29 protein-coding genes and 1 tRNA gene are annotated in these 24,622 nt (G+C 66.7%); 16 read left to right on the top strand and 14 right to left on the bottom strand.

Translation table 11 applies throughout. The features are described 5' to 3' along the window. Positions 1-34 precede the first annotated feature (34 nt). Together AC13C7_RS07120 and AC13C7_RS07115 are read right to left on the bottom strand one after the other, a co-directional pair. Positions 35-664: an outer membrane protein gene (locus AC13C7_RS07120; protein ID WP_172319229.1), complete on the bottom strand. Its 630-nt coding sequence runs from the start codon at positions 662-664 to the stop codon at positions 35-37. A gap of 191 nt (positions 665-855) precedes the next feature. Beyond that, a complete protein-coding gene (locus tag AC13C7_RS07115) occupies positions 856-1,356 on the bottom strand; it encodes a flavin reductase (protein WP_446117695.1) in 501 nt (166 codons plus the stop codon). Between the two features lie 133 nt (positions 1,357-1,489). Between AC13C7_RS07115 and speB the strand changes: the two genes are divergently transcribed. The 5 genes from speB (at position 1,490) to AC13C7_RS07090 (ending at position 5,154) form a co-directional block, all read left to right on the top strand. After that, a complete protein-coding gene (gene speB / locus AC13C7_RS07110; protein WP_482867040.1) occupies positions 1,490-2,452 on the top strand; it encodes an agmatinase in 963 nt (320 codons plus the stop codon). Between the two features lie 64 nt (positions 2,453-2,516). Beyond that, on the top strand, positions 2,517-3,329 hold the full coding sequence (locus AC13C7_RS07105) for a glutamate racemase (RefSeq protein ID WP_482867039.1): 813 nt from the start codon (positions 2,517-2,519) through the stop codon (positions 3,327-3,329). Between the two features lie 126 nt (positions 3,330-3,455). After that, entirely contained in the window at positions 3,456-3,908 is a 453-nt protein-coding gene (gene ccmE, locus AC13C7_RS07100) for a cytochrome c maturation protein CcmE (protein WP_482867038.1), read from the top strand. 131 nt (positions 3,909-4,039) lie between these two features. Further along, a complete protein-coding gene (locus AC13C7_RS07095) occupies positions 4,040-4,651 on the top strand; it encodes a holin-associated N-acetylmuramidase (RefSeq protein WP_446170614.1) in 612 nt (203 codons plus the stop codon). Beyond that, positions 4,642-5,154 (top strand): holin family protein, encoded by a 513-nt coding sequence (locus tag AC13C7_RS07090; RefSeq protein ID WP_446117700.1) that lies wholly within the window; start codon positions 4,642-4,644, stop codon positions 5,152-5,154. Before AC13C7_RS07095 ends, AC13C7_RS07090 begins: the two co-directional genes overlap by 10 nt. Here AC13C7_RS07090 and AC13C7_RS07085 read toward each other — a convergent pair. Then, complete coding sequence (locus tag AC13C7_RS07085; protein ID WP_482867037.1) at positions 5,151-6,485, bottom strand: M20/M25/M40 family metallo-hydrolase; 1,335 nt, start codon at positions 6,483-6,485, stop codon at positions 5,151-5,153. The two genes, AC13C7_RS07090 and AC13C7_RS07085, sit on opposite strands and share 4 nt — an antisense overlap. Continuing rightward, positions 6,482-7,036, bottom strand: a complete 555-nt coding sequence (locus AC13C7_RS07080) for a hypothetical protein (RefSeq protein WP_482867036.1) — start codon at positions 7,034-7,036, stop codon at positions 6,482-6,484. The genes AC13C7_RS07085 and AC13C7_RS07080 overlap by 4 nt, the downstream gene beginning before the upstream one ends. Before the next feature lie 228 nt (positions 7,037-7,264). Between AC13C7_RS07080 and AC13C7_RS07075 the strand changes: the two genes are divergently transcribed. Beyond that, complete coding sequence (locus AC13C7_RS07075) at positions 7,265-8,020, top strand: sulfite exporter TauE/SafE family protein (RefSeq protein ID WP_482867035.1); 756 nt, start codon at positions 7,265-7,267, stop codon at positions 8,018-8,020. Between the two features lie 4 nt (positions 8,021-8,024). Here AC13C7_RS07075 and AC13C7_RS07070 read toward each other — a convergent pair whose 3' ends face one another. From AC13C7_RS07070 to AC13C7_RS07025, 10 genes are all read right to left on the bottom strand, one after another. Next, a complete protein-coding gene (locus AC13C7_RS07070; RefSeq protein ID WP_482867034.1) occupies positions 8,025-8,813 on the bottom strand; it encodes a MauE/DoxX family redox-associated membrane protein in 789 nt (262 codons plus the stop codon). A gap of 81 nt (positions 8,814-8,894) precedes the next feature. Continuing rightward, complete coding sequence (gene ureG / locus AC13C7_RS07065; protein WP_172319214.1) at positions 8,895-9,506, bottom strand: urease accessory protein UreG; 612 nt, start codon at positions 9,504-9,506, stop codon at positions 8,895-8,897. Next, positions 9,503-10,147, bottom strand: coding sequence for an urease accessory protein UreF (locus tag AC13C7_RS07060; RefSeq protein ID WP_482867033.1), 645 nt, complete (start codon positions 10,145-10,147; stop codon positions 9,503-9,505). The genes ureG and AC13C7_RS07060 overlap by 4 nt, the downstream gene beginning before the upstream one ends. After that, the gene (locus AC13C7_RS07055) at positions 10,137-10,574 is read right to left on the bottom strand and encodes an urease accessory protein UreE (RefSeq protein WP_172319210.1); all 438 of its coding nucleotides are present in this window, start codon (positions 10,572-10,574) and stop codon (positions 10,137-10,139) included. The genes AC13C7_RS07060 and AC13C7_RS07055 overlap by 11 nt, the downstream gene beginning before the upstream one ends. 10 nt (positions 10,575-10,584) lie before the next feature. After that, the gene (gene ureC, locus AC13C7_RS07050; protein WP_482867032.1) at positions 10,585-12,294 is read right to left on the bottom strand and encodes an urease subunit alpha; all 1,710 of its coding nucleotides are present in this window, start codon (positions 12,292-12,294) and stop codon (positions 10,585-10,587) included. Then, positions 12,294-12,599, bottom strand: a complete 306-nt coding sequence (locus AC13C7_RS07045) for an urease subunit beta (RefSeq protein WP_482867045.1) — start codon at positions 12,597-12,599, stop codon at positions 12,294-12,296. Before AC13C7_RS07045 ends, ureC begins: the two co-directional genes overlap by 1 nt. Then, positions 12,596-12,772 carry a hypothetical protein gene (locus AC13C7_RS07040; RefSeq protein WP_482867031.1) on the bottom strand — a complete coding sequence of 59 codons (177 nt, stop codon included), beginning with the start codon at positions 12,770-12,772 and terminating at the stop codon, positions 12,596-12,598. The genes AC13C7_RS07045 and AC13C7_RS07040 overlap by 4 nt, the downstream gene beginning before the upstream one ends. A gap of 11 nt (positions 12,773-12,783) precedes the next feature. Then, positions 12,784-13,086, bottom strand: a complete 303-nt coding sequence (locus tag AC13C7_RS07035) for an urease subunit gamma (RefSeq protein WP_446119812.1) — start codon at positions 13,084-13,086, stop codon at positions 12,784-12,786. 1 nt (position 13,087) lies between these two features. Next, entirely contained in the window at positions 13,088-13,885 is a 798-nt protein-coding gene (locus tag AC13C7_RS07030) for an urease accessory protein UreD (protein ID WP_482867030.1), read from the bottom strand. 466 nt (positions 13,886-14,351) lie between these two features. Beyond that, positions 14,352-14,441 (bottom strand) — tRNA-Ser (locus tag AC13C7_RS07025). Positions 14,442-14,613: 172 nt separating this feature from the next. Between AC13C7_RS07025 and AC13C7_RS07020 the strand changes: the two genes are divergently transcribed. The 10 genes from AC13C7_RS07020 (at position 14,614) to AC13C7_RS06975 (ending at position 24,586) form a co-directional block, all read left to right on the top strand. Continuing rightward, complete coding sequence (locus AC13C7_RS07020; protein WP_482867029.1) at positions 14,614-15,453, top strand: hypothetical protein; 840 nt, start codon at positions 14,614-14,616, stop codon at positions 15,451-15,453. 351 nt (positions 15,454-15,804) lie between these two features. Beyond that, positions 15,805-16,449 carry a 50S ribosomal protein L21 gene (locus AC13C7_RS07015; RefSeq protein ID WP_172319187.1) on the top strand — a complete coding sequence of 215 codons (645 nt, stop codon included), beginning with the start codon at positions 15,805-15,807 and terminating at the stop codon, positions 16,447-16,449. Positions 16,450-16,461: 12 nt separating this feature from the next. Further along, positions 16,462-16,731 carry a 50S ribosomal protein L27 gene (rpmA, locus tag AC13C7_RS07010; protein ID WP_172319185.1) on the top strand — a complete coding sequence of 90 codons (270 nt, stop codon included), beginning with the start codon at positions 16,462-16,464 and terminating at the stop codon, positions 16,729-16,731. A gap of 150 nt (positions 16,732-16,881) precedes the next feature. Beyond that, positions 16,882-17,421, top strand: a complete 540-nt coding sequence (locus tag AC13C7_RS07005; RefSeq protein ID WP_172319183.1) for a GNAT family N-acetyltransferase — start codon at positions 16,882-16,884, stop codon at positions 17,419-17,421. 187 nt (positions 17,422-17,608) lie between these two features. Continuing rightward, positions 17,609-18,643, top strand: a complete 1,035-nt coding sequence (obgE, locus tag AC13C7_RS07000) for a GTPase ObgE (RefSeq protein WP_172319181.1) — start codon at positions 17,609-17,611, stop codon at positions 18,641-18,643. After that, the gene (gene proB, locus AC13C7_RS06995; RefSeq protein ID WP_172319179.1) at positions 18,631-19,743 is read left to right on the top strand and encodes a glutamate 5-kinase; all 1,113 of its coding nucleotides are present in this window, start codon (positions 18,631-18,633) and stop codon (positions 19,741-19,743) included. Before obgE ends, proB begins: the two co-directional genes overlap by 13 nt. 64 nt (positions 19,744-19,807) lie before the next feature. Beyond that, on the top strand, positions 19,808-21,073 hold the full coding sequence (locus tag AC13C7_RS06990) for a glutamate-5-semialdehyde dehydrogenase (RefSeq protein WP_482867028.1): 1,266 nt from the start codon (positions 19,808-19,810) through the stop codon (positions 21,071-21,073). A 73-nt stretch (positions 21,074-21,146) separates the two neighbouring features. Then, positions 21,147-22,337 carry a trans-sulfuration enzyme family protein gene (locus AC13C7_RS06985; protein WP_482867027.1) on the top strand — a complete coding sequence of 397 codons (1,191 nt, stop codon included), beginning with the start codon at positions 21,147-21,149 and terminating at the stop codon, positions 22,335-22,337. A gap of 6 nt (positions 22,338-22,343) precedes the next feature. Further along, positions 22,344-23,375, top strand: coding sequence for an ATP-binding protein (locus tag AC13C7_RS06980; protein WP_482867026.1), 1,032 nt, complete (start codon positions 22,344-22,346; stop codon positions 23,373-23,375). 167 nt (positions 23,376-23,542) lie between these two features. Then, positions 23,543-24,586, top strand: coding sequence for a substrate-binding domain-containing protein (locus AC13C7_RS06975; RefSeq protein WP_474888188.1), 1,044 nt, complete (start codon positions 23,543-23,545; stop codon positions 24,584-24,586). Positions 24,587-24,622: the final 36 nt, after the last annotated feature.

The following is a 24,622-nucleotide window of genomic DNA, read 5'->3' as shown; positions in this document are numbered from 1 at the left end:
GCCGGGCCTTTCCATGTCAGCAGGTCTCGCGGGATCAGAACCGGAATGCGGCGCGCAGCGAGACCGAGTTGTGGTTCATGTCGATCTCCTGACCGGCCACGGCGGGGTTGTCACCCTCCAGCTCGCGGCCCGTGTATTGCAGGCCGACCGAGAACTGGTCCGAGACCAGGTATTCGACGCCGAGGCCATAATTCCAGCCATCGAGGTCTTCATCGGCCCCGCCTTGCGAGAACTCGCCCATCGAATACCCGGCCAGCGCGTAGAACTGCACGTTGTCGATGGCATAGCCGACACGGCCGCTCAGATCGAGGACGTTGTCCATGCTTGCGCCCGCGACGCCTTCCACGTTCTGGTCGCCGGTATCGTAATAGGCCAGCTCACCGCCGTAGACGATATTGCCGGACTGGAAGAGGTAGCCGCCGAAGATGTTGGCGCCATTGCTGTCATCCAGGTCGAACGACCCGCCACCGGGGTTCGAGTAGTCGAGATCGCCGGAATACATGGAATAGCCGAGGCCGACATAGCCGCCGGTCCAGTCGGTGAACTGGGGCGTGGGCGCGGTGTAGACGGGGGCGGGCTCCTGCACGGTCTCACCTGCGCCGCCTGCGAATGCGGTCGCGCCGGTCAGGGCCAGGATCGAGGTAGAGAGAATAAGGGTCTTCATCGGATTTCTCCTGTGTTTGCTTGCGTGCTCGATGCGCTCGATATCCAAGCGCTCGGTGCCACAACCCGACAGGTGGGCGGTTGGGTCCGTGATTGAAGAAATCCCGCCCGGATCGGGCGTGAGGCTGTTGCATTCCTGCACTTGGGACAATCTGGCGCGGTAGCGGCGGTGCAGCGATTCCTGCTGGAAAATCAGTGCTTTTCGGCCCTGAGATAGCTGCGCATCCCGTAAAGCAGGGGCGATCCCTGGCTGACCGTCACATCTTCCACCGCGCCGATGCAAATATGATGCGTTCCGATCTTGTCAGCGGAGACCAGCCGACAATCGAAACTGACCAAGGCGCCTTTCAGCCGAGGCGCGCCGGTCGGGCCCGCATCGAAGCCCGCGGCGTTGAACTTGTCGCCATCGGGCGCGGGGCGGCGGCTTGAGAAGACGTCCGAAATATCGACCTGCTCGCGCGCCAGCACGTTGACGCAGAAGCAGCCGTTCTCCAGCAGCACGGGCAGGGTGGTGGCGCTGGCATTGAGGCAGACCAGCAGCGTCGGCGCCTCGCCATCGGCGGAGACGGGCGTCATCGCGCTGACCGTCACACCCTGGCGTCCTGCCGGTCCATCGGTGGTCACGATGCTGACCGAGGCGGCGGCGAGGCTCATCCCGTCGATGAAAGCCTGTCTCACGTCGTCATCGGTCATGCTGATCCTGCCCTTTTTGCGCGCGTCCCGTCCTTCACTTGATGCACCGGGGGGCCTCTGCGATGCAAGACGCGGTTGCCTTTGGCGTGAAACGGCGCTTTGGATGGGGCAGATCGAACGGGGAGGCCGCGCAATGGCATTGGAAGATGCGAAACACGATGTGGATGGGGCATTCACGCGGCGCGATCTGCGCGGGTTGTCGTCGGAGAACACCTTTGGCGGGGCCACCAGCTTCCTGCGCCGCCGCTACACCAAGGATCTGGCGGGCGTCGACATCGCCATCACCGGCGTGCCCTTCGACCAGGCGGTGACGAACCGGCCCGGCACAAGGCTTGGCCCCCGCGCGATTCGGGCGGCCAGCGCGCTTCAGGTCAACGATCCGCCCTATGGCTGGGACGGGTTCGATCCGCTGAGCGAATTGGCGATTGCCGATTACGGCGACCTGGCCTTCGACTACGCGCGCATGGCCGATTTTCCCGCTGCATTGGAGGCGCATGCGTCCGGCATCCTGTCCCAAGGTGCCGCGATGATCGCGCTTGGCGGGGATCATTCGATCACGCTGCCCCTGCTGCGCGCGCATGTGAAGAAACATGGGAAACTGGCGCTCATTCAATGCGACGCCCATACCGATACCTGGCCCGATGATGAGCCCGCCCGCGTCGATCACGGCACCTTCACCTACAAGGCGGTGCAGGAGGGGCTGATCGACGTCGCACGCTCGGTCCATATCGGCATCCGCACGGTGGTCGAGGATAACCTTGGCATCGAGGTGCTGGACGCGCGCAAGGTGCATGAGCAGGGGCCCGCCGCGATAGCAAGACATGCGCGTGAGATCGTGGGCGATGCGCCCTGTTACCTCAGCTTCGATATCGACTGCCTCGACCCTGCCTTTGCCCCCGGCACCGGAACGCCGGTCTGGGGCGGGCTCAGCTCGGGCCAGGCGGCGATCCTGATGCGTGACCTGGCGGGGATCACCCTGGTCGGTGGCGATGTGGTCGAGGTCTCGCCGCCTTTCGACACTGCCGAGATCACCGCCGTCGCGGGCGCGCATGTGGCGATGGAATTGATCTGTCTTTGGGGCTGGACGCGAAGATGAACGGATGGATTTCCGCAGCCGGCCCGATTAAGGTTTCGCCAAGGCAGAAGAACGGGGCAGGCAGATGGCGGTAGGGATCTTCGACAGCGGATTGGGCGGGCTCACGGTGCTGGAGGCGGTGACCAAGCGCCTGCCGGACGTGCCCTTCGTCTATTACGGTGACAACGCGCATACGCCCTATGGCGTGCGCGATGCCGACGACATCTATGCGCTGACCACCGCCGGGGTGGATCGCCTGTTCCAGGCCGGCTGTGACCTGGTGATTCTGGCCTGCAACACCGCCTCCGCCGCCGCCCTGCGCCGGATGCAGGAGGGGTGGGTGCCCGAGGGCAAGCGTGTCCTCGGCGTCTTCGTACCCCTGATCGAGGCGCTGACAGAACGCAACTGGGGCGACAATTCCCCGCCGCGCGAGGTGGCCGTTCAGCATGTCGCGCTTTTTGCCACGCCAACGACCGTGTCCAGCCGCGCGTTCCAGCGCGAACTGGCCTTCCGCGCCATCGGGGTGGACGTGGAGGCGCAGCCCTGTGGCGGTGTCGTCGATGCGATCGAGGAGGGTGACATGATCCTGGCCGAAGCGCTCGTGCGCTCCCATGTCGAGGCGCTGCAACGCCGGATGCCGAAGCCGCAGGCCGCGATCCTGGGCTGTACGCATTACCCGCTGGTGCAGGAGGTGTTCCAGGCCGCGCTCGGCCCCGATGTCGCGGTCTATTCGCAGCCCGACCTGGTCGCGGCAAGCCTTGCCGATTACCTGGAGCGCCGCCCCGGAATGATCGGGCCGGGGACCGAGCCTGCCTTCCTGACATCGGGCGATCCGGCCCGCGTCTCGAACAAGGCCGTGCAATTCCTGCGCCGCAAGATCGAATTCATATCTGCCTGAAATAGTGTTCTGAATCAGTATATTGTCAGGCAATGTTAAAGCTGATCCGCGCCAAATGGCCGCGCGGTCTTTGCCACGGTCGCAAAGAGGTTTATCTTTGCGCTGCGTAGAAGAGGAATTGCAACGATGCGCGGGCTCAAGAAAAAACGCCGGATCCAGATCATCATCATCGCCGCCGTGCTGCTGGCCGGGGCATCGGTGCTGATCGGTTACGGGCTTCGCGATGGTATCAATTTCTTCCGCACACCCACGGAAGTGGCCGAAACCGCGCCGCCGTCGGATGAGGTGTTCCGCATCGGCGGGCTGGTCCTTGACGGCTCGATGCAGCCGGGCGAGGGCGTCGAGTTCAGCTTTGTCGTCACCGATGGCGGCGCCGACATCCCGGTGCGCTACGTCGGCAGAGACGCGGCGCCGGACCTCTTTGGCGAGGGGCAGGGCACGATCGCGACCGGCACCTATCAAGACGGCGTGTTCCTGGCCACCGAGTTGCTTGCGCGCCACGATGAGACCTACATGCCCGTCGAGGTGATCGACGCGCTTGAGGAACAGGGCGTCTACCGCACCTCCGAAGGCAGCTGAAAAACCGCGCGGCGTTTTAGCACAATTTTAACGGATTTGCCCTCAATCTCATGGCAGTTGCCCCCGGGAATCGGGGGGAGCAGCCCTAGAACGGGGCATGACCTGGAACCTTGAGCATGGAGGGCTGAGCCATGCTGTCGGTTCGCCAAATTGCATCTGAGATTGTCGCCCGCGAGGGGGGCTTCGTGAACGATCCGAACGACCCCGGCGGGGCCACGAATTTCGGCGTCACCATCCACACGATGCGCGGCCTCGGCCTCGATCTCGATGGCGATGGCGATGTCGATGTGGCCGATGTGCGCCTGATGACGGCGGATCGTGCCACCGAGATCTTCATCGAGCATTACTACACCCGGCCCGGCATCGACCGATTGCCCGAGGCGCTGCAATCTTCCGTCTTCGACATGCAGGTCAATGCCGGCGCGGGGGCGGTGCGCATCCTGCAACGCCTCTTGCGCGACATGGGGTTCGACATCGCCGTCGACGGCACCATCGGGCCGCAGACCATCGCGGCGTCCCAGGCGGCCTATGCCCAGGCCCCCGATCACCTGGTCGACGCCTATGGCATTGCGCGGCGCAATTTCTACTACCGTCTGGCCGACCGCCGCCCGGCCTCGCGCCGCTATGCGACACGGCGCGATGGCGGCAAGGGCGGCTGGATCCTGCGGGCGGAGGAGTTCATCTCGCCGCGCTACCACCTTACGGATGCGGAACACCGGGCGCGGGTAGCGGCATGGGGCTGATCTCGCGCGCGCTTGGAAATGCCCGCACGGTGCAGGCGGTGGGAGAGGCGGCGTCAGGCGTGGCCGAGGTCTTCCGCGCCAATGAAACCCGCCGGATGGAATTGTCGGCGCAAGCACAGCGCGCCGCGTTGGATGCGCATGGCGATGAGTTTCAATACGGTCGCGGCGGCTGGTTCGACCGGCTGGTCAATGGAATCAACCGCTTGCCGCGCCCGATGCTGGCGCTTGGCACGCTTGGCCTCTTCGTCTTCGCGATGGCCGATCCCGGTGCCTTCGCCGCCCGCATGGTGGGCCTGCGCGAAGTGCCCGAGCCGCTGTGGTGGCTCTTGGGCGCGATTGTCAGCTTCTATTTCGGCGCGCGGGAGATGTATTATTTCCGCAGCCCGCGTGGCGCGCCGATGCCCAGGATGCCGCGCCCTGAGGCGGAAGGCGACCCGGCAGACCCCGAGCGTCCGGCCGAGAACCCGGCCCTGAGCGCCTGGCGCGCGGACCGCGACAGCTAATCCCCTAGCCCAAGCTCGGCCCGCGATGTCGCACCGATATCGGCGAAAACTTCCGTCATCAGGGCGATGGCGCTGGCGAAGACAGCTTCGGGCACATGTTCATTGGCGGCGTGCTGGCTGCATCCGGGGTAGGAATGCGGCACCCAGACAGAGGGCAGGCCGAGCGTCTCGGTAAAAACGTGATTGGGCAGCGACCCGCCGAGCGAGGGCAGGAGGGCTGGGGCCGTGCCGGTGCTGCGCGCGATGGAACCGGTGACAACCGATACGAACGGATGTGACAGCGGCGTGGCCGAGGCCGGAAACCGCGCTTCATGTTCCCTGATCGAAACGTAATCGAAGCCAGACGCGTCCAGATGCGCCCGCAGGTTGGGCAGCAGCGCGTCCTCGTCCAGGCCCGTCACATGGCGCAACTGGATATGCGCCGTGGCTTCGGGCGGGATGGCGTTGACGGGCGGGATCCGGCCCGCGGTCAGGGAAAGCACCTCAACCGCCGACCAGCCATGGACCCGTTCGGCGGGGGTCAGGCCGGGTGCGCCCCAACCCGCGTCGATCTCGCCCCCTGCCGGTGTGATCCCCTTGAGGGCATCGCGGGTTTCCTCGGGCAGGGCGTCCGGAACCCAACCCGGCACCTTGCAGGCCCCGTCCGGCCCGATGATCGCGGCCAGGACATGCGCCATTTCCGTTGCGGGGTTGCGCAGAAGGCCGCCGAAATTGCCCGAATGCCGCCCGCCCTCGCGGTGGCGGATGGTCAGCTCCACCCCCAACCCGCCCCGCGCGCCAAGGAACACGGTCGGCTGATCCGCGCGCAGGCGCGGCCCGTCCGAGGCCAGCAACAATTCGGCCTTCAAGCGTGGCTTGAGGGCCGCGCAAACCGCCTCCAGCCCCGGTGAGCCAACCTCCTCGCCCATCTCGATCAGCCAGTGCAGATTGAAGCCGAGCCGTCCCTGGCGGTCGAGAACCCGTCGGATCGCGGTGAAATTGACCAGGAATTGGCCCTTGTTGTCGGCCACCCCGCGCCCAAACAGCGCGCCGTCGCGCGGGGTCAGCGTCCAGGGGTCCAGCCCGTCCTGCCACTGGCCCTCCATCCCCGGAACCGTGTCGGCATGCGAATAGCTGAGCAGCGTCGGCAGGGCGGCATCCTCGATCCGCGAGGCCAGCAGGATCGGCGGATGCGGGCCGGTGATCACCTCGGTGTCGAACCCCGCCGGGGTCATCAGTGCCGCGATATGGGCAAGGCAGGCGTCATGCGCGGCCCCGGCGCCCGGTTCGGTCGGGAAGGCGACCAGCGCGGCAAATTCCGCGCGGAAATGAACCATATCGGCTTGGGTCACGGCGTGGCGCAGGTCAGGGGGCGGCTGGCGGTATCGCCGATGTGGTATTCGACCTCACCGTCGATACCGGCAATCGGGATCGGAGCCTCGCCCGGAGCGGGGCGGTATTCGGGGCCGGTTGCATAGGGCAGGCGGGTCGTTTCCCCCTCCCGGCAGGCGGTGCTGCCCGCGCGCGCCAGGCTCAGGTCGAAGGCGCAGGCCTGTTCGGCCAGGGCGGTGCCGGGATCGGGCGGGTGGTTCCAGAAGATGTCGAGGTCGCACCCGACCGGGCAATGCCCCGGCGCGGTGGCGACAAGGCGCACGCGGCCCTCGAAATAGAGCGCGCGGCCGGCGGTGTCGCGGGGCGGTTCGATGCTGGCCATGCCGCCTGTGAAGACGGGGCGCTGTGCCTCGATCATCGCGCGCGCGGCGCTGGACTCACCGGGGGCCTGCATGACCAGGGCGCAAAGCTGTGCCCCGGCAGGGGCGTTGGCGACGGTCACCTGTATCATGTCGGCGGCGGCAGGCGAGGCGGCGAGGATCGCGGCGAACAGGGCAGGGCGAATGGGCATCGGGCCTCCTGGTGTCTGCGGCAGGGCGGGGCAGTCAAAGCGCCTTTGACTGTAGCGCCGCGCGGGGCCTGTGCCAATTGTTCTGATCACGCGGGCGGCGCCCGGTCGACCGAGCGCTCTTGCGGCCCGTCGACGGGCCGCATCCCCATTCCGCACTCGGAGAGCTTGACTTCGCCGCAGCCGCAAGGCTTTAGCGACGGGCCGATCCCCGCCAGCCCGGAGCCGCCCATGCCCGTTCTCGACATCCTCATCCTGCTTGCCGCCGCCTTCGGGGCAGGTGTCCTGAACACCATCGCGGGCGGGGGCACCTTCCTGACCTTTCCGGCGCTGGTCCTGACCGGGGTGCCGCCGGTTGCCGCCAATGCGACCAGCGCGGTGGCGGTGTTTCCGGGCTACCTGGGCGGGGCGCTCGGGTTCCGGGCGGAACTGGCCGCGTTCGACCGCGCCCGCCTGATCCGCCTCACGCTGATCACGCTGGCGGGGGGCATTGTCGGCTCGGGCCTTCTGCTGGTCTCCTCGAACGAGGCGTTCTCGCTTGTCGTGCCCTTCCTGCTGCTGGCCGCAACGCTGGCCTTCCTCTTCGGCGACCGTATCCGCATCTGGGCCGCCGCCCGCGCCCGCAGCCTGACGCCCGAGGGCGCGGCGGGCCTCTTCGCGGTCAGCATCTATGGCGGCTATTTCAATGGCGGGCTCGGCATTGTCCTGCTGGCCCTCTTCGCGCTGTGGGGGATGGTGGACCTGCACCGGATGAACGGGCTGAAAACCGGGCTCAGCTTCGCGTTGTCGGCGATCTCGGTGGCGGTCTTCGCTGTCGCCGGGCTGGTCGTGTGGCCACAGGCGGTGATGATGATGGTCGCGGCGACCCTGGGCGGCTATCTGGGGGCGCCCATTGCCCGCGCCCTGCCGCGCGAGGCCGTCCGCTGGCTGATCGCGCTGATCGGGTTTGGCATGAGCGCGATTTTCCTCGCGCGGCTCATGGGGTAGGCGGTCATATCACCTGCGGCACAAGCATCCAGATGCCCATCCCCAACATCACCAGGTTCTCGGTCAGCGAGATCATCCCCAGCGGCACATTGGACTCGCCGCCGACACAGGCGCAGGTGATCTCGCGCTTGTCGATATAGACCGCCTTGATCACGCTGATCGACCCGACCAGGCCGATGAACATGCTGACGGGCGCCACCAGCCAGATCAGCGCGCTGCCCGTGCCAAAAAGGGCCATCATGCCGACGGCGGCATAAAGCTCGGCCACGGGGTAGACATAGGCGTAGGGCACGAAGCGCCGCGCCAGGAGGTCATAGCCCAGAAACCCGTTCACGAAACCGCCGATGTCGCGCAGCTTCTGGATCGCGAGGCCCGCCATGGCGGTGGCGAAGAACCATTTGAGCCAGGTGAAGATCGGGAACCCGTCATAGAGGTTGGCCACTACCGCCAGCGCGATCAGGGCGGCGGCCCCGAAAATGGCGATCACCGGCTGGTAGGTGGTGTCGCCTTCCTCCAGCACGTGGTGACCGAAATGCGCCTTGAGATCGTCAAACCCGCCGATCCGCTTGCCGTCGATATAGGTCTGCGGCGTGGTCTTGACGCCCTCCTTTTCCATGAAGGCATCGGTTTTCTCGCGGGTTTCCAGCCGGTGATCCTCGACCTCGTAGCCATGCCATTTCAGCAGCCAGAGCGATTTCAGCCCGAACGGGCAGAGATGGCCCGGCATGGCCATGCGATAGAGTTCTGCGGTCTTCGTGGCGGTGGCGCTATGGGATGCGGTTGCGTCGGTCATGGGGGCCCTCCCGGTCATGGGTCGGTTTCCCGACAAACGCACACGCGCGGCGCCAGGTTCCCCCAGGGGCGGAGGACCGGATCAGACTCCTCCAATAGTCTTGATGTGCCTTGCGATCTGCTCGATCCCCTTGCGGTGCCTCAGTGCCGCGAATTCGGTCGGCAGATCGCCCCGCATTCGTGCCGCATCGCGCTCCATCACGCCCAGATCGGCGCCGACATGGGGGGCGAGGTCCGTCTTGTTGATCACCAGGATATCGGAGCGGGTGATCGCAGGCCCGCCCTTGCGCGGGATCTCTTCGCCGGCGGCCACGTCGATGACGTAGATCGTGAGGTCGGCAAGCTCGGGGCTGAAGGTCGCGGACAGGTTGTCGCCGCCGCTTTCGATCAGCACGATATCGAGGTCTGCGTGGCGGGCGTTCATCCGTGCGATGGCGGCGAGGTTGATCGAGGCGTCCTCGCGGATGGCGGTGTGCGGACAGCCCCCGGTCTCGACCCCGATGATCCGGTCCGAGGGCAGGATCTGCATCCGCGTCAACGCCTCGGCATCCTCCTGGGTGTAGATGTCATTGGTAATCACGCCGATCGAATGGGTCTCGCGGAAGATCTCGGCCAGGGCTGCGGTGAGCGTGGTCTTGCCCGCGCCGACCGGGCCGCCGATGCCGATGCGAAGGGGTCCATGGGGGCTGGTCATGTGCGGAATATCCTCGTGGTCTGGGTTTCGTGATGCATCGCGGCGATGTCGGTGAGGAAGGCGGTGCCGGAAAGCCGGGCCAGGTCGCCCTTCGCCGTTGCCTCGGCCAGTGCCGGGATCCGGGCCGTCAGGCGGCGAAGCATGGCCTGGCCCTCGGTCTGGCCGACCGGCAGGAGGCGCTGGCCCGCCGCCATGAGATTGGACAAGAAGGCGTGCAGATACATCGCCTGGGTCAATGGCAGTGGCAGGGCCTCGCGCGCGGCGGCGGCGCCAATGGCCACCGGATAGGTGTAATCCGCGAACCCGCCATCCCAGATCGCACCGGTCACAATACAGAAGGCCGTGCCTTGCTGCGCGCTTTCCAGCAGCCGCTCGCGCGAGGCCGCAAAGGCGCGCGCCGAGGCGTCGATCCGGTCCAGCTCCGCTCTGGTCTCGGCATGCCAGGCGGCCGCGAGCAGGAGCGCGTCATTATGGCCGGCCCCGTGCCACAGCACCGTTGCCAACCAGTCCTTCAACGTCGCACCGTCGCGCACCCCGCCCGCCTCGACCGCCGCTTCCAGACCGTGGCTATAGGCGAACGCCCCGACCGGATAGGCGGGCGACAGCCACTGGGCCAGGGTCAGGACCGGATCAATGTGCATGGGAATGCGTGCGCCCGTGGCCATAGGCACCGCCCTCGGGCGTAAAGGCTTCCTCGACCTCGGCCAGCGTGGCCCCGAGCGTTTCGAGCATGGCGCGGATCACGTGGTCGCGCTGGATCAGCAGCCGGTTCGCTTCGATCTGGCAGGGCATGTGGCGATTGCCGATATGCCAGGCAAGCCGCGTGAGATCGCCGCGCACGTCAAGCAGGGCCTCGGCGGCGGGCACGACCTCGATCCGCCGCCCGTCATCGAGCGCGAAGGCGTCGCCGCGATCCAGCGACGTCGTCTGTTCGAGATCGACGAGGAACCGCGCGCCGCTATCGGTGGTCAGCACCTTGCGGCGCAGGAACCGCGCGTCATAGCTCAGCGTTACCCGGTCTTCGCCGTGATGGGTATGGATGATGCTGCGGCTTACGGGAAGATCCATCTTCGCCTCCTCAGAACAGAAAATAGCGCTGCGCCATGGGCAGTTCCTGCGCGGGCGCGCAGGTCAGCAACTCGCCATCGGCGCGCACTTCGTAGGTTTCGGGATGAACTTCCATCACCGGGGTTGCGTCGTTGAGCTTGAGGTCCGATTTGCCGATCTTTCGCGTACCGGCCACCGCCAGCGTGTGCTTGGCCAACCCCAGGCTTTCCCGGATCCCTGCGTCTTGCGCCGCCGCGCTGACGAAGGTTACGGCGGCGTTTTCGACCGCCCGCCCATAGGCCCCGAACATCGGCCGGGAATAGACCGGCTGCGGCGTCGGGATCGAGGCGTTGGGATCGCCCATCTGCGCCATGGCGATGGTGCCACCGATCAGCACCATGGCCGGTTTCACCCCGAAAAACGCCGGATCCCACAGCACGAGGTCGGCGCGTTTGCCGGGCTCGACCGACCCGATCTCATGCGCGATGCCATGGGCGATGGCCGGGTTGATCGTGTATTTCGCGATATAGCGGCGCACGCGGAAATTGTCGTTCTCGCCGGTCTCTTCCGCCAGCCGCCCGCGCTGCTTCTTCATCTTGTCGGCGGTCTGCCAGGTGCGGATGATCACCTCGCCGACGCGGCCCATGGCCTGGCTGTCCGATGCGATGATCGAGAACGCGCCCATGTCGTGCAGGATGTCCTCGGCGGCGATGGTCTCGCGCCGGATGCGGCTTTCGGCGAAGGCGACGTCCTCGGGGATCGACTTGTCGAGATGGTGACAGACCATCAGCATGTCGAGATGTTCTTCCAGCGTGTTCACGGTGAAGGGCCGGGTCGGATTGGTCGAGGCGGGCAGCACATGCGCCTCGCCGCAGATCTTGATGATATCCGGGGCATGGCCACCGCCCGCGCCCTCGGTATGGAAGGCGTGGATGGTGCGGCCTTTCATCGCCTTGAGGGTGGTTTCGACGAAGCCGGATTCGTTCAGCGTGTCGGTGTGGATCATCACCTGCACATCCATGGCATCGGCCACCGACAGGCAGCAGTCGATGGCGGCGGGCGTGGTGCCCCAATCCTCGTGCAGCTTCAGCGCGCAGGCGCCGGCCTTGACCTGCTCCTCCAGCGCGGCGGGCAGCGAGGCGTTGCCCTTGCCCGCGAAGGCGAGGTTCATGGGGAAGGCATCCGCTGCCTGCAACATCCGTCCGATATGCCAGGGACCGGGCGTGCAGGTGGTGGCCAGCGTGCCATGCGCGGGCCCGGTCCCGCCGCCGAGCATGGTGGTCAGGCCCGAATGCAGTGCATCCTCGATCTGTTGCGGGCAGATGAAGTGGATATGGCTGTCGAAGCCGCCGGCGGTCAGGATGCGGCCCTCGCCCGCGATGGCCTCGGTGCCCGGTCCGATGACGATATCGACACCGGGCTGCGTGTCCGGGTTGCCCGCCTTGCCGATCGCGGCGATGCGGCCGTCGCGCAGGCCGATGTCGGCCTTGACGATGCCGGTATGGTCGACGATCAGCGCATTGGTGATGACGGTATCGACGGCACCGTCCGCGCGTGTGGTCTGGGACTGGCCCATGCCGTCCCGGATCACCTTGCCGCCGCCGAACTTGACCTCCTCGCCATAGGTGGTGAGGTCGCGCTCGACCTCGATGATCAGATCGGTGTCGGCCAGCCGCAGACGGTCGCCGGTGGTGGGGCCGAACATCGCGGCATAGTCGGACCGGGAAAGCGTCGCGGGCATCAGAGCGGTCCCATCACGGCTTGATTGAACCCGAAGACCCGCCGCGCGCCGCCGATATCGATCAGGCTCACCTCGCGGCGTTGGCCGGGTTCGAAACGCACGGCGGTTCCCGCCGCGATGTCCAGCCGCATCCCGCGGGCCGCAGCGCGGTCGAACTCCAGGGCGTGGTTGGCCTCGGCAAAATGGAAATGCGAGCCGACCTGCACCGGGCGGTCGCCAGTATTGGCGACCATCAGCGTGATTGCCGCGCGGCCCTCATTGAGGGTCAGCGTGCCATCGGCGGGGAAAAGCTCACCGGGGATCATGCGCGCCCTCTCGTGATCACGCGCCACGTCACCGGCACGAGTGTCACGGTTGCCGCGAGCAAAAGCACGGGTCCGGTCCATCCGGGGGCTTGCATGTGGTTGTGGCTGAGCGTCGAGACATCGGCGGCGGCAGGCGTCGCGGCAAGCGCAAGAAGGGGCAGAAGGGCTTTCATCCGGGGTCTCCTCAGCGGATCGGTTCATGAACGGTGACAAGCTTGGTGCCGTCGGGAAAGGTGGCCTCGACCTGGACCTCGCGGATCATCTCGGGCACGCCTTGCATGCACATCGCGCGGGTCACGACCTGCGCGCCGGCTTCCATCATGTCGGCGACCGAGCGGCCATCGCGCGCGCCCTCGACCACAGCATCGGTGATCAAGGCAATCGCTTCGGGATGGTTCAGCAGCACACCGCGCGCAAGGCGCTTTCGCGCCACCTCGGCGGCCATGGAGATCAGCAGCTTGTCTTTTTCTCGCGGGGTCAGGTTCATCTCAGGTCATCCAGCATCGGGGCAGGGGTTTCCCGGTCAGCAACGTGAGCGCCGGGATCAGAACCTGGCGCAGCGCGTGGCTGTCAGGGGCCAGCAGGCGCAGAGCCAGGACATCGTCACCGATCAGGCTGACACCGCCGCTGCGGGGCAACATCGCGCGCAGGGGCGCAAGGCGGGCCTCGGCATCGGGGCCGACATGGACGAGCGACACCAGCGCCCGCGCGCCCGCCGCGACATGGGGGCGGTCAAGCTGCGCCGCGATATCGCCTGAAAGCCGCATCGCATCGAGGTAGAGCGGTTTGCCGGCGCGGCGGATCTCGATCCGGTCATCGAGTCTTGCGGCGCGCAACTCCTCACCCATGGCCCTGCGCCCGAAGACCAGCGGTTCGACCACCAACGCCGTTGCATCCGGCGCCAGCGTGACGGTCAGGCGCCGTTTGAGGGCGCAGCCCTCGAACAGGATCGTCTCCTGTGGCAGCCAGGTCATCCGCGCGCCGGACGCGACGTCGAGCCGCGTCACGATCCGCGCGGTTTCACCGGACCGTGCGGCATAGGCGCGCTCGGCCGCCTGGGTCGTCAGTGTCAGCGCGCTGCCCGCCCCGGCGCGCGCCGCGATCGAGAAGGCGTCCCCGCCGGTAAGCCCCCCTGCCGTGTTCACCAGCACCGCGTCGAGCGTTGGCCCGTCACGGCGCGGGAACAGGCATTTGAGCGATCCCTGCTGGCGCAACCCGTCGATCCGGCTGCCGCCTGTCCCCGCTTTCGCGGATAGCCGAACCGCGCCGCGGGCACGCGGCTGCAAGGGCAGCGCAGCATCGCAGGGGATGGGGGCAGCGAGGGTGATGGCGGGCTCCGGTTGACGGTCTCGTGATCGGTCCGGTTCTTCGACACCGTGCCGCGATGCGCCATGAAAAACGCTGGCGCGGCGCGCGCGAAACATCGATTGCCCAATTTGCGGCGCAAGGATTGGGGGCGATGCCCAAGGTTTGGGCAGCTTGCGCCGAAGACGGGCAGGGGATCACCCGCAGGGCCGCTGCGTCGCTGCAAGGCATGCCCGCTTGTCCCGTCCGGTGTGGGCTTTGCTGAACGCCTCGCGGAAAGCCGGGCCAACGGACAGGGCATCCGCCGAGCCCTGACGGGGAGACTGACGCGCCGTCGGCGGATGTCAGGCGACCGGACCAGGAATAACCGGTATGGGATCTGCGTCCACGAGGAAGATGGGCGGCGCGGGCGCGACCGACACACTCCGATGCCGCGGCGCAGGATAGTGGCGGAGAGACAGGGATTCGAACCCTGGGTAGGCTTGCACCCACAACGGTTTTCGAGACCGCCCCGTTCGACCACTCCGGCACCTCTCCGCGCTTTTTCCGGGTCGTGGGCCGCGATTTAGAGGCTTGGGGCGGGACGTGCAAGGGCGAAGTGACGCTTTCCCGCCGATCCGGGGCGGCTTGCGGAAAATGGGGTGGATTTGTCGCGCGCGCCTGCCCATCTTGCGCGGCAGACACCTGACCCCGAAAGAGGACCGCCGCCATGCTTCGTGCCGCCCTGACATCCCTGATCTTCGTGCTGGCCAGCGGGCCGGGTGTGGCGCAGACCGCGCCGGAGATCTCGCCCGAGCTTCAGGCGCTCTTTGCCGCCGTCGAGATGGAGGAGAATTTCGAGATCCTGGCCGAGATCGGGCTGGAGGATGCCGTCGACCTGGAGGAGACGCTCTTTCCCGGTCGCGGCGGCGCGGCGTGGCGCGGGATCCTCAGCGGCTATTACCGCGCGGCCCCCCTGCAACAGGTCTTCGTGGAGAGCTTTCCGCAAGACCGGATGAGCGCGGCCGAGATCTCGGCCGCCACCCGGTTCTTCGCCTCCGACCTGGGCCAGCGCATCATCGCGGGCGAATTGGAGGCCTGGCGCGCGATTTCCGATGAGGAGACCGAGACCGCCGCCAACGATGTCTATTTCCGGATGCTGGAGGAGAACGCGCCCCGGATCGAACAGCTGACCCGCTTCAACGAGGTGAACGGGTTCGTCGATCTCAATGTCTCGGGCGCGCTGAACTCGAACTACGCCTTCTATCGCGGCATGTCGGATGCGGGCGCCTATGAGCAGGCGCTGCCGCCGGCGATGATGCTGAACGAGGTCTGGGGCCAGGAGCCCGAGATCCGCCGCAACACGGTCCTGTGGCTCTACTCGTTCCAGGTCATGGCCTATGAAGACCTCACCGATGCCGAGATGGAGGCCTATATCGCCTTTTCCGAGACGCCCGCCGCGCAGGCCTATAATGCCGCGCTTTTCGCAGGGTTCGACGCGGTGTTCGAGACCATGAGCTACCGCCTGGGCACGACCGCCGCGCTGTTCATGTCGGGCGATACGCTGTGATCTGACGGGGGGCGGCAGGCGCCGCTGGCGCCCTTCTTCGGACGCATTGCCATGGGCCGGGGGCGGGGGCGGTGACCACGGGTCTGCGGATGGTGCGCGCGTCAATCGACGGGTTTGAGTATTTGGACCAAGAAGATGGGCAGGTTGCGCGGGATTTTCACGGTTTGAGACTTGACTTGGGCGCGGGGCTGCGGCACATGCAGGCCTCTAACGGACCGCGGGCTTTCTGACGGTCCACATGATCTATTCAACGGATGTCCCGAAACGGGGCACGCAGCCCGAGGCGCGGAACGGTTCCGCGACAACACCTTTATAGGGGCCGCAGGGCGCGGGAAAAGAAGGAAGACGACGATGTTTGCGGTCCTCAAGACCGGTGGCAAGCAGTACAAGGTGCAGTCCGGTGACGTTCTGCGCGTTGAGAAACTGGCCGCCGATGCAGGTGAAACCATCCAGTTCAACGAGATCTTGATGCTTGGCGGGGACACCACCACGCTCGGGACGCCCTCGATCGCCGGTGCCGCCGTGCAGGCCACCGTGATCGACCAGATCAAGGGCGACAAGGTGATCAATTTCGTCAAGCGCCGCCGCAAGCATGGCTCGCAGCGCACGCGCGGGCATCGCCAGAAACTGACCCTGGTGCGGATCACCGACATCCTTGCATCGGGCGGCGACAAGACCGGCGTCAAGGCAGCCATTGGCGGCACCGCCGCCGAGGCCGCGGCCCCCGCGCCCAAGCCCGCCGCGAAGAAAGCCGCCCCGAAAAAGGCCGAGGCGCCCAAGGCGGCGGCCGCCGCTGGTGGCGACGACCTGAAGGCGCTGACCGGTGTCGGCCCGGCGCTGGAGAAGAAGCTGCATGAGGCGGGTGTCACCACCTTCGCCCAGATCGCGGCGTTCACGCCCGAGCAGATCGAAGAGATCGAGGAAAAGCTGTCCTTCAAGGGCCGTATCGAACGCGATGGCTGGGTCGAACAGGCCCAGGCCAAGCTCGCAGAATAAGGAGACCAACCCATGGCACATAAAAAAGCAGGCGGTAGCTCCCGGAACGGCCGCGATTCAGCGGGTCGTCGTCTTGGCGTCAAGAAATACGGCGGCGAGAGCGTGATCCCCGGCAACATCATCATGCGTCAGCGCGGCACCAAGATGTGGCCGGGCGAGGGCGTCGGCATGGGCAAGGATCACACGATCTTCGCCACCGCCGAGGGGTCGGTGAAGTTCCACAAGGGCCTCAAGGGCCGCACCTTCATTTCCGTGCTGCCGGTGGCCGAGGCCGCTGAATAAGCCGCTCCTTTCTGACAAGTTACAAAGGGGGATCGGCGCAACATCCGGTCCCCCTTGATCGTTCAAGGTCTTGCGATCGGATCTTGCCGCCCCCAGATTTACGTAAGGGCAATCGGGGCTCCGACCCCACACTGTTCTGGGAGGGACAGAATGAAACAGGAAACTATCGTTCAGCAGCCCATCATCGAAACCCCCCGCTTCGTCCTGCGCCCGCTGCGCATGTCCGATGTCGGCCTGTTGGAGCTTTATGCCGCCGACCGGCGCGTGGCCGAGATGACCACCACAATCCCCCATCCGCTGCCCCCCGGTGTGGCCGAGGCCTTCGTGGCGCGGGCGCAAAAGCCGACCCGCACGGAACATGTCTGGGCGATGGACGCCTCGGAACAGGGCGGCGCGGAGCTGATGGGCGTGATCAGCCTGGAACAGATGAGCCGCAACCAGGCCGAGATCGGCTATTGGGTGGCGCCCGCGATGTGGAACACCGGGCTTGCCTCCGAGGCCGTCAAAGCGATGGTCCGGGCCAATCCGCTGACCAATGACACGATGTTCGCCAGCGTCTTCCAGGACAATCCCGGTTCGGCCCGCGTGCTGACCAATGCGCGCTTCGACTATCTCGGCGATGCCGAGGCATTCTGTGTTGCGCGCGGCGCGAAAGTGCCGACCTGGACCTATCTGCGCAAGTTCGCCTGAGGCCAAATCCCCATGCCGGATGACGCGACCTTTTCGGCGGCGTCTTTGACGGTGCGCGGTTCCCTCTCCTCCGATTGGCGGCGGGCGCCGGCGATCGGCGGGCGGGCGGAGGGTCCGCACGGGGCTTGAGCCTGCGCGCGATTGCCTCTATCGCCTCAACCCGACCCGATCCGAAAGCGTAAGCGCCATGAAATTCCTCGACCTTGCCAAAGTCCATATCCGCTCCGGCGCGGGGGGCGGCGGCTGCGTCTCCTTCCGGCGCGAGAAATTCATCGAATATGGCGGCCCCGATGGCGGCGATGGCGGGCGCGGCGGCGACGTGATCGTCGAGGTGGTGGACGGGCTGAACACGCTGATCGACTTTCGCTACCAGCAGCATTTCTTCGCCAGGAACGGCCAGCCCGGCATGGGCAACCAGCGCACCGGCAAGGATGGCGCCGATATCGTGCTGCGCGTGCCGGTGGGGACCGAGATCCTCGAGGAAGACCAGGACACCGTCATCGCCGACCTGACCGAGTTGGGCGAAACCTACCTGTTGGCGCGCGGCGGCAATGGCGGCTTCGGCAACCTGCACTTCAAGACCTCCACCAACCAGGCCCCGCGCCGCGCCAATCCCGGCCAACCGGGGGTTGAGCGCACGATCTGGCTGCGGCTGAAGTTGATTGCCGATGTCGGGCTGCTCGGCCTGCCCAATGCGGGCAAATCGACCTTCCTGGCCGCGACGTCCAACGCGCGGCCCAAGATCGCGGATTACCCGTTTACGACGCTGCACCCGAACCTGGGCGTGGTTGGCGTCGACAATGCCGAATTTGTCGTGGCCGATATTCCGGGCCTGATCGAGGGCGCGCATGAGGGCAGGGGGCTTGGCGACCTCTTCCTGGGCCATGTCGAACGGTGCGCGGTCCTGCTGCACCTCATTGACGGCACGGCCGAGGATGTGGTCGAGGATTACCGAACCATTATTCACGAGGTCGAAGCCTATGGCCCGGCGCTGTCGGACAAGCCCCGCCTGACCGTGCTGAACAAGATCGACGCCCTGAGCGAGGAAGAGCTGGCCGAGAAGACCGCCGCGCTGGAGACCGTGGCGGGCCCCGTCATGGCGATGTCTGGCGCAGCACATACCGGCCTCATCGAGGTTCTGCGCGCCCTGCGCTCGCGCATCGACGCCGACCGGTTGCGCCTGCGCGAGGACAAGGAAGAGCCCGAGACATGGCAGCCCTGAACCTGAGCGATGCGCGCCGGCTGGTGATCAAGATCGGCTCGGCCCTTCTGGTGGATCGCCAGACCGGGGCGCTCAGGGCCGATTGGCTGCACGGCCTGGCCCGCGACGTGGCCCGGATCAAGGCACGCGGCACCGATGTCGTCCTGGTCTCGTCGGGCTCCATCGCGCTTGGCCGCTCGGTCCTGACCCTCGGCAATGGCCAGCTCTCGCTCGAACAGAGCCAGGCCGCCGCCGCCGTCGGCCAGATCCGCCTGGCGCGCGCCTATGAAGAGGCGCTGGACCCGCATGACATCCGCACCGCGCAGGTGCTCCTGACGCTGGAGGACAGCGCCGATCGCCGCCGCTACCTCAACACGCGCAACACGCTGGCGATGCTGCTCAATCTCGGCGTGGTGCCCATCGTCAACGAGAACGACACCGTGGCGACGGATGAGATCCGTTATGGCGACAATGACCGGCTGGCGGCGAATGTGGCGGCGATGGCGGGGGCGGATCAGCTGGTGCTCCTGTCGGATGTGGACGGGTTCTATTCCGCCAACCCGACGACTGACCCAGGCGCAAGTTTCTTCCCCGTCATCGACATGATTACCCCCGAGATCGAGGCGATGGCGGGCGACGCGGGATCGGGCCTCAGCAAGGGCGGCATGAAGACCAAGCTGATGGCCGCGCGCACCGCGACGGCGGCGGGCTGCGCCATGGCGATCGCCGAGGGCTCGGTGATGGAGCCGCTTCGCGCGATGGAAACCGGTGCCCGCGCCACCTGGTTCACCGCGACGCAGGACCCGCAGACCGCGCGCAAGCACTGGATCGCCGCGATGAAACCGCGCGGCACCGTGACGCTGGATGCAGGTGCCGTGGCGGCCCTAGCCCGTGGCAAGTCGCTCTTGCCCGCGGGCGTCACCACCGTCACCGGCAGCTTCCGGCGCGGTGACCCCGTGACTCTGGCAGGCCCCGACGGGCTCCGCCTCGGCCTCGGCCTGACCCGTTACACCGCCCAGGAGGCCGCCGCCATCGCCGGTCACAGGTCGTCCGAGATCGAGGAGATCCTCGGCTATCCCGGCCGCGCCGCCCTCATTCACCGCGATGACATGGCCCTCTGATCCCCCTATCTTCTTGGTCCCAAATACTCATAATCCGCCCGCAACACGTCCCGGAGCCTCACTCATGAAAGACCATGCCGACATCCCCGCCCTGATGGACGAGATGGGCGCGCGCGCGAAAGCCGCCGCTGCCACGCTGGCCTTCGCCCCGTCAGAGGCCAAGGCCAAGGCGCTGAACGCTGCCGCCGATACGGTCTGGAAGCGCCGCGCCGAGATCATCGCGGCCAATGCCAAGGACCTGGAGTTTGGTCGCGACAAGGGGCTGTCGGAGGCGATGATGGACCGGCTGCTGCTGGATGAAGCGCGGGTGAAATCCATCGCCGACGGTCTGCGCGCCGTGGCGGGGCAGGATGATCCCGTCGGCGCGGTGATCGCGGAATGGGACAGGCCCTCGGGCCTGCATATCAGCCGCGTCCGCACGCCGCTCGGCGTCATCGGCGTGATCTATGAAAGCCGCCCCAACGTGACGGCGGATGCCGGCGCGCTCTGCCTGAAATCGGGCAATGCCGTGATCCTGCGCGGGGGCTCGGAGAGCCTCAACAGCTCCGCCCTGCTGGCCGATTGCCTGCGCCAGGGCCTGCGCGCCGCCGACCTGCCCGAGGATGCGATCCAGCTTGTGCCGACCCGCGACCGGGCGGCGGTCTCGGCGCTCCTGACCATGACCGACACGGTCGATGTCATCGTGCCGCGCGGCGGCAAGGGGTTGGTCGGGCTGGTCCAGCGCGAGGCGCGGGTGCCGGTCTTTGCCCATCTCGAAGGCATCTGCCATGTCTATGTCGACGCCGCCGCAGACCCGGTCAAGGCGCTGGACGTCGTGCTGAACGCCAAGACGCGGCGCACCGGCATCTGCGGTTCGGCGGAATGCCTGCTGATCCACCGGCAGGTGCTGGACACGATCGGGCAGGGCGTGATCCGCGCATTGATCAGCGCCGGTGTCGATGTGCGCGGCGACGCGACGCTGCAGGCCATCGACGGGGTCTCCGCGGCTGCTCCGGAGGATTTCGGACAGGAGTTCCTGGACATGATCATCGCCGCCCGCGTGGTCGATGATATCGACGCGGCCATCGCCCATATCCGGACCTACGGCTCGAACCACACCGATGCCATCATCACTGAGGATGACGAGGCCGCCGCGCGCTTCTTCCAGCGGCTCGACAGCGCGATCCTGATGCGCAACGCCTCGACCCAGTTCGCCGACGGGGCCGAGTTCGGGATGGGGGCCGAGATCGGCATCGCCACCGGCAAGCTGCATGCGCGCGGGCCGGTCGGGGCGGAACAGCTGACCTCGTTCAAATATCTCGTCACGGGTGATGGAACTGTGCGTCCGTGACACCGGGCCGAAATTCTTTGCAAGAATTTGGCCCAATTTTTCCGAAAAATTGCCCCTCTCCGAAAGTGCAGTGATGACCCGACGCAACACCCCCCAGACCCTGATCCGCCGCTTGGCCTTCCCCGATAGTGTCAGCCGCGCCGTGGTGACGCCGATCCAGCAATCGGTGGTCTACGCCTCGCCCTCGCCCGACATGCTGGACGCGCAATATGAAGGCCGCGAGGCGGGCTATACCTATGCCCGCGAAGGCCATCCCAACGCCGATGTCCTCGCTGCCAAGATCGACATGCTGGAAGGCGGGACGGGCGGCATCGTCACCGGATCGGGCATGGCCGCCGTTACCGCGGCGCTCATGGGGCTTCTGAAGGCAGGCGACCACGTCATCGGCGGCGATCAGCTCTATGGCCGCTCGCTGCGGATGATGCGTGAAGACCTGCCGCGCTTCGGGATCGAGACCAGCCTGACAGACCCCACCGATGCCGCCGCCATCGAGGCCGCGATCCGGCCCGAGACAAAGATGATCCTGGTCGAGGTCGTCTCCAACCCGACCCTGCGCGTGGCCGACATGGCCGCGATTGCCAAGATCGCAAAGCGTCACGGCGTGTGGCTGGCCGTCGACAACACCTTCACCACGCCGCGCGCCTACCGGCCCTTTGACCACGGTGCCGATATCGTCATCCATTCCGTCACCAAGCTGCTTGCAGGCCATTCCGACGTGACGCTTGGCTATGTCGTGGCGAAGGACCCTGACCTGACGCGGGCCATGCGCGTCTTTGCCGTCACCACCGGCCTGACGCCGAGCCCGAATGAATGCTGGCTGGCCGAACGTGGCCTCTTCACCTTCGATCTGCGCTTTGACCGGGCGCAGGCAAACGCGGCGGCGCTGGCCGATTTCCTGGCCGATCAGCCGGGTGTGGTTCGCGTGCTCTATCCGGGCCGGTCGGACCATCCCGACCACGCCCGCGCCAAGGCACTTCTGGGCGGGCAATACGGCAACATGGTCAGCTTCGAGATCAAAGGCGGGCGGGCGCAGACCAACGCTCTGGTCGAGGCCATGCCCGAGGTCGCCTTTGCCCCCACGCTCGGCGATGTCGGCACCACGCTCAGCCATCCCGCAACCTCCTCGCACCGGGTCATGACGCCGGAGCAGCGCGCGGAACTGGGCATGTCGGAAGGCTTCTTCCGCATCTCGGTGGGCATCGAGGAGATCGAGATCCTCAAGGCCGATTTCGGCGCCGGTTGCGCGGCGGCGGCAGCGGTCTAGGACACCATGCCCGACCTGCCCCTGATCCTGCGCGGCGTGCCCGACCCGATGATCGTGATCGGGGCGGATGGGTTGATCACCGATATGAACCCGGCGGCGCGCGACCTCTTCGGGGATTGGGCGCTTGGCCGCGATCACGGCGCGGTGCTGCGCCAGCCCCCGGTTCTGGCCGCCATCGCGGCGGTTCTGGGCGGCGAGGGCGAGGGCCACGCCGATTTTACCCGCACGCAACGGGGCCGCGACGTGCTTTACCGGGTCACAATCACGCGGCTGACCGAGGGCGCGGGCCTGCTGCATTTCGCCGATGTCACCCATATCGGCGAGGCCGAGGAGATGCGGCGCGGCTTCGTCGCCAATGTCAGCCATGAATTGCGCAGCCCGCTGACCGCGCTGATGGGGTTCATCGAGACCCTGCGCGGCCCGGCCCGCGACGATCCCGAGGCGCGGATGCGGTTTCTGGACATCATGGAGGAGGAGGCGCAGCGCATGAACCGGCTGGTCTCGGACCTTCTCAGCCTTGCGCGGGTCGAGGGCACCGAGCGCCAACGCCCCGCGCATCCTGTCGATCTGCGCGGCGTGCTGGAGGGCGTGGCCGCCACCCTCAAGGGCCAGGCCGAGGCGCAGGGGTCAAAGCTGGAGATCACGGGCGAGACGCCCGCGCCGATCCCCGGCGACCGCGATCAGCTGACCCAGGTTTTCGTGAACCTGACCGAGAACGCGCTGAAATACGGTGGCCCGAATCGGCCCGTGACGCTGGCGCTGAGCGAGGCCGCCGCCGGTCCGGGCTTTCGCCACCCGCATCTGCGCGTCGACGTGATCGACCGGGGGGCCGGGATCGAGCCCGCCCATCTGCCGCGCCTGACCGAGCGCTTCTACCGTGTCGACAGCCACCGCAGCCGCGCGATGGGGGGGACCGGCCTGGGGCTGGCGATCGTGAAACATATCCTCAACCGGCACCAGGGCAAGCTGACGATCAGGAGCCGGACGGGCGAGGGCAGCGTGTTCAGCGTCTTCCTTCCGAAAGGCAGCGCCGATTAAGGGCCCGCGGATGGTTTTTTCGGTCAGCCGCCCAATTCGACCCGCCTTGTCATGAAACTGTTACATCGCCGTCACAAAACCTCAGCGCGACGTCTTTAGTGGCGGGGCAGGGGCCGCGAACTGTATCGCGGGGCCCGTCTGACAAAAACCTGAGGGAACTCTGAGCCATGTCTATCGCCTATTCCACCGCTTCCGCCCTGGCCATCCTGGCCGTGACCGCCACCGCCGCCGCCGCGCAAAGCCGCGACAACGTGCAGATCGCGGGGTCGTCCACGGTTCTGCCTTATGCCACCATCGTTGCCGAGGCCTTCGGCGAGAACTTCGATTTCCCGACCCCGGTGGTCGAATCGGGCGGTTCCTCGACCGGTCTGCGCCGCTTCTGCGAAGGCGTGGGCGAGACCACCACCGACATCGCCAACTCCTCGCGCCCGATCCGCGAAAGCGAGATCGCGACCTGCGCCGAAAACGGCGTGACCGAGATCATCGAAGTGCGCATCGGCTATGACGGCATCGTCTTCGCCTCGGACATCAACGGCCCGTCGTTCGAATTCACCCCCGCCGACTGGTACCAGGCGCTGGCCGCCGAATTGCCCATGGATGGTGCGATGGTCGCCAACCCGAACACGGCCTGGAACGAAGTGAACCCCGACCTGCCCGCGCAGGAGATCGCCGCCTTCATCCCCGGCACCCGCCACGGCACCCGCGAGGTCTTCGACGAGAAGGTGATCTTGCAGGGCTGCGAGGACAGCGGCGCCTATGAGGCCATCTTGGACATCAACGGCGGCGATGAAGACGCGGCCGAGGAAACCTGCATGTCCATCCGCGGCGACGGTGTCTCGGTCGATATCGACGGCGACTACACCGAAACGCTGGCCCGCATCTCGGCCAACCCCGAAGGCATCGGCGTGTTCGGCCTGTCCTTCTACCAGAACAACACGGCCTCCCTGCAGGTTGCCACGATGAACGATGTCGTGCCCTCGACCGAGACCATCGCCAGCGGCGAATACCCGGTCTCGCGGCCCTTGTATTTCTACATCAAGGCCGACCATCTGGACGTGATCCCCGGCCTGCGCGAATATGCCGAGTTCTTCGTTTCCGATGAGATCGCCGGCCCCTGGGGCCCGCTGGCCGCCTATGGGCTGGTCTCCGACCCCGAGCTTGCCGCGACGCAGGCGGTGGTCGCGAACGGCACCACCATGGACGCGATGTAAGCCGACCCGAACCGGGTCAAAGGGGGGCAGGGCGCG

It is taken from the genome of Alterinioella sp. B-7, assembly GCF_056857775.1.
The sequence above is the reverse complement of the archived record's forward strand: the minus strand, read 5'-3'. Positions and strand labels throughout refer to the sequence as shown.